3 protein-coding genes and 1 pseudogene are annotated in these 3,709 nt (G+C 69.4%); 3 read left to right on the top strand and 1 reads right to left on the bottom strand.

What is annotated here, in order from left to right; translation table 11 throughout:
* Nucleotides 1–62: 62 nt before the first annotated feature.
* Entirely contained in the window at nt 63–485 is a 423-nt protein-coding gene (locus PSD17_RS16290) for a hypothetical protein (RefSeq protein ID WP_041763382.1), read from the bottom strand.
* A gap of 608 nt (nt 486–1,093) precedes the next feature.
* Between PSD17_RS16290 and PSD17_RS16285 the strand changes: the two genes are divergently transcribed.
* From PSD17_RS16285 to PSD17_RS16275, 3 genes and pseudogenes are all read left to right on the top strand, one after another.
* Nucleotides 1,094–1,264, top strand: a complete 171-nt coding sequence (locus PSD17_RS16285) for a hypothetical protein (protein ID WP_158511362.1) — start codon at nt 1,094–1,096, stop codon at nt 1,262–1,264.
* A gap of 576 nt (nt 1,265–1,840) precedes the next feature.
* The gene (locus tag PSD17_RS16280; RefSeq protein WP_143771177.1) at nt 1,841–2,833 is read left to right on the top strand and encodes a hypothetical protein; all 993 of its coding nucleotides are present in this window, start codon (nt 1,841–1,843) and stop codon (nt 2,831–2,833) included.
* Between the two features lie 2 nt (nt 2,834–2,835).
* Nucleotides 2,836–3,709 (top strand): annotated as a pseudogene (locus tag PSD17_RS16275) (DnaB-like helicase N-terminal domain-containing protein); the annotation flags it as partial.

Raw genomic sequence — 3,709 nt, 5'->3', positions numbered from 1 at the left:
AGCGCGATCAACCGCCACGCCGCGGTCCGCAGCTCGGCGGCCACCGGAGCCCACCGCCGCGGCTAGCCCACGCCCGGCGTCCGGGCCGCGCGATCGAACTGCTCGGCCACCTCCCACTGCACCCGGTCCAGCTCGGAGGCCTTACCGGTCACGGTGCACACCGCGGTGACCATGTCACCGGCCGCGTGCGCCACCGACGCCGCGACGTCGCGTTCGTCGGCGGCCAGCGCTGCGGTCGCGTGCTCGACCGCGCTGATCGCGTCCACGACAGCCTCGGCGGGTTCCGCCGCGCCCATCCGGGCCCGTTCGTGCGCCTCGGGCGGCAACGGCTGGGCCGGAGGCGCAGCCGAGGCCCACCGCTCCAGCAGCTTCGGCAGGGACAGAGCCCGCGCCAGGCTCCGACCGGAGAACCACACCGGCATGCCGTCGGCGTTCGTGTCGCCCAGCGCGGCGAGCGCATAGCCGACGAGCTGACCAGGCGGCATCTCCGCACCGCGACCCGCTGGTCGGCCAGCCGCCGGAAGAACTCCTCAGGATCCTGTGCCTACACCGCGGGGTTCTCTAGGTCAAGCAGCGACGGAGAACAGAGCGATGCCTGTCCGGCTACTCCTGACAATCAATCGTTGACGCCGCGATGAATGCTGCGCCACCCCCGGGGTCCAGCGGGTCACGTTCGGTGCTTGCCAGCAAGGTAAAGGCGAGGACCGAAGCGTGCCTCGACCATCGTGGAGTCGTTGAGGGGGCGCTGTGAGGCCGTGGCGGGCTCCCAGCCTGAACACGGTCAAAGCGCGGCCGTTGTCTTGTAAAGCACCGTCGGGGGGAGCCCTGCACCTGGCCGAATCGCACGCAGGAGGTGCGGCAGTGTGTGCGAGTTGCCGCGGCCAGGTAGGGCGAAGGTGACGACGCCACGGGCGCGGCGAGGCAACCAACCCCCGGGCGGTGCGAGTCCGCCCGAGACTCCGAGGTGCGATACCGGCGTGTCGCGCACGTCCATTTCAGAAATTCGGCCAAGATGGCCGACATGGCCAAACGGACAGCCGCACGCAGCGTCGGGCGTCCCTCCAAGGGACCGCGGGACGTCATCGTGACACGGGTGCCGACGGACGACAGCGCTGAGCTGCGCGAGGAAGCTGCAGCACGGGACTGGTCGTTCTCCGAGACAGCCGCCGCTCTGATCCGGATTGGCCTGCGCCATCGTGACGAACTCCCCGCGCCGTCGAAGCCTCACGGGCAACAGGAGCTGCCGATGAACAAGGCCTCGTAAACCGCACCGAGGCGACCCCCGGCCAGGAGTCGCCTCGGTTCAGAGCGTGCGTCATCTGGACCAGCACCCAGCTGACGTCGGTACCCCGGCGAACCGGGGCGGATTCCCCAACCTGCCAAGAAGGGGCGCTTTCGCGTGTCCAGGTTACAGCCTGGGCCGGACAAAACGGGAGCGCGACACGAGCCGATTCCCGCACGCCCGAATCAGCCAGCATCTGATTCCGGTGCAGGATGGTGCCTCCCGTGCTACCAGCACGGCGCGTTCACCCTTGCCTCCGGACCCAGCAACTCCACATGCGTCCTGCACGGCGAACTACTCGCCCAGGGCCTCCCACCCACCCATCTCTTCGCCACCGCCGACGTGACCCGGCCACCGCAGACGCCGCGCGGCACGGCGTACCGCGATCCGAACCGAGGCCCGAGCAGCGGTCCAGGACGAGCGCGCAAGCCGGCCGCCCGGGCCAGAGCCCGGGCCCGAGCCCTGGCCCGCGGCCGTGAACGGGCTCGACGCCGCCTCCAGGAGGCGAGGTTTCAACCTCATCCCGGCTGGCGGAACTTCGTCGACGCCCGGTATCGGGTGCTGACCTCGCAACCAGAGGCACTGCGATACCTCGCGCGCCGCATCGACGACGAGGAGTGGCGGTCTGACAAGCGCCGCAGCTGGACACAGATCCTCAACCAGCTCGTCGCACACATGGACTGGGAGACCGGTCTGATCAGCGGCCTCACCGTCGACCGGCTCGCTGCGGCCGGGAACCGAGCACCACGCACGGTTTCCCGCGCGCTGGCCTGGGCTCGCGAGAGCGGTGTCCTGGTCGTCGTGGAGTGCGGTGCGTCAGCAGAGTTCCTCGGTACCGAAACCGGTCGTACACCGACCTACGCCCTGGTCACCATGGATCCTCTTGTCCAGCCCGTCACCACAGCTGACTTCGGTGTGGATGAAAATGGCGACCTCCCCACATCTCTCGTTGGCATAGAACCCTCGCTACGCGGCAAACGGTCACCACACCAGGCCCAGAACCAATGGCCGACCTACGCCGTGCCCACCACCCCCAACTCACGTCACTCAGCAACACTCGGTCTCATCCACCACCTCGGCCTCGACGGCCGAAAAAATGGCAAGATCCAGATTTGGCGGGCCCGGGCTCTCCTGAAGCGGTGGTGGGACGACGGAGCGTCGATCGCCGGTCTGCTCTACGCGGTGGAGTTCCATCCCGACCGACGCGACAGACCGCGGGGAGACCTCACCCGTGGCGTGAACGATCCGCTCGCGGTGCTCGGCGCTCGGCTGCGTCCGTGGCAGGGCAGGCTGAAAGAGCTTCCGGGCCACGTGACCGGGCACCGCATGACGACAAAGTTGCCGCGCGATGCAGTCGCGTCAGTGCGGCGGCCACAGCCGCCCGTGGCTGAGCCCGTACCCGTGGCTGAGCCGGGAGTGCGGAAACGGGCACGAGAGGCACTGCGCGAACACCTCGACCAGCTGCGTGAGAAGCGCCGCGCCCAGGACTCGGGCGACGACCGGGTGCGGGGTCTCCCGGTGTCGACTCGCACCCACGACCGACGGTGCTGAGGATGACCGCGGCACACTGCCACGCCCGCCACAACAACCTGTCGCCGCCGAGCGCAGCCCGTGGCGGCCTCCGAGGAGCGGCCCCTCCGGGCGCGGGGACCGCGGCTTCACCGTTCGATCGTCAGCCGCCGCAGGACCTCACCGCCGAGCAGTCGGTGCTCGGCGGGATGTTGCTGAACAAGGACGCGATCGCCGACGTCGTGGAGATCCTGCGCCCGGACGACTTCTACCGGCCCGCGCACCAGACCGTCTACGACTGCATCCTCGATCTCTATGGTCGGGGTGAGCCGGCGGATGCGGTCACGGTGTCGGCGGAACTGCAGCGCCGCGGTGAGCTGATCCGTCTCGGTGGTGCGCCCTACCTGCACACGCTGATCGCGACGGTCCCGACCGCGGCCCAACGCGGCCTACTACGCCGAGATCGTCGCGGAGAAGGCGATCCTGCGGCGGCTCGTCGAAGCCGGTACCCGGATCGTGCAGCTGGGCTACCACGGTGCCGACGGCAGTGATGTCGACGAGGTGGTCGACCGGGCGCAGGCGGCGATCTACGAGGTGACCGAGCGGACCACGAGCGAGGACTACACCCCGCTCGAGGAACTGCTGGCCCCGACGATGGACGAGATCGACGCCATCGCCGCCCGCGGCGGCATGGCCTTCGGCGTGCCGACCGGCTACACCGACCTCGACGCGATGACCAACGGTCTGCATCCCGGCCAGATGATCGTTGTCGCGGCCAGGCCGGGCGTCGGGAAGAGCACGGTCGGGCTCGACATCGCCCGCTCGTGCCCGGTCCGCCATGGCATGACGACCGCGGTGTTCTCGCTGGAGATGAGCAAGTCCGAGATCGTGATGCGGCTGTTGTCGGCCGAGGCGCGG

This window comes from Pseudonocardia sp. D17, from assembly GCF_036984265.1.
GTDB classification, from domain to species: domain Bacteria; phylum Actinomycetota; class Actinomycetes; order Mycobacteriales; family Pseudonocardiaceae; genus Pseudonocardia; species Pseudonocardia benzenivorans.
Note: the sequence above shows the minus strand (reverse complement) of the source record. Positions and strands in the feature narration are given on the sequence as shown.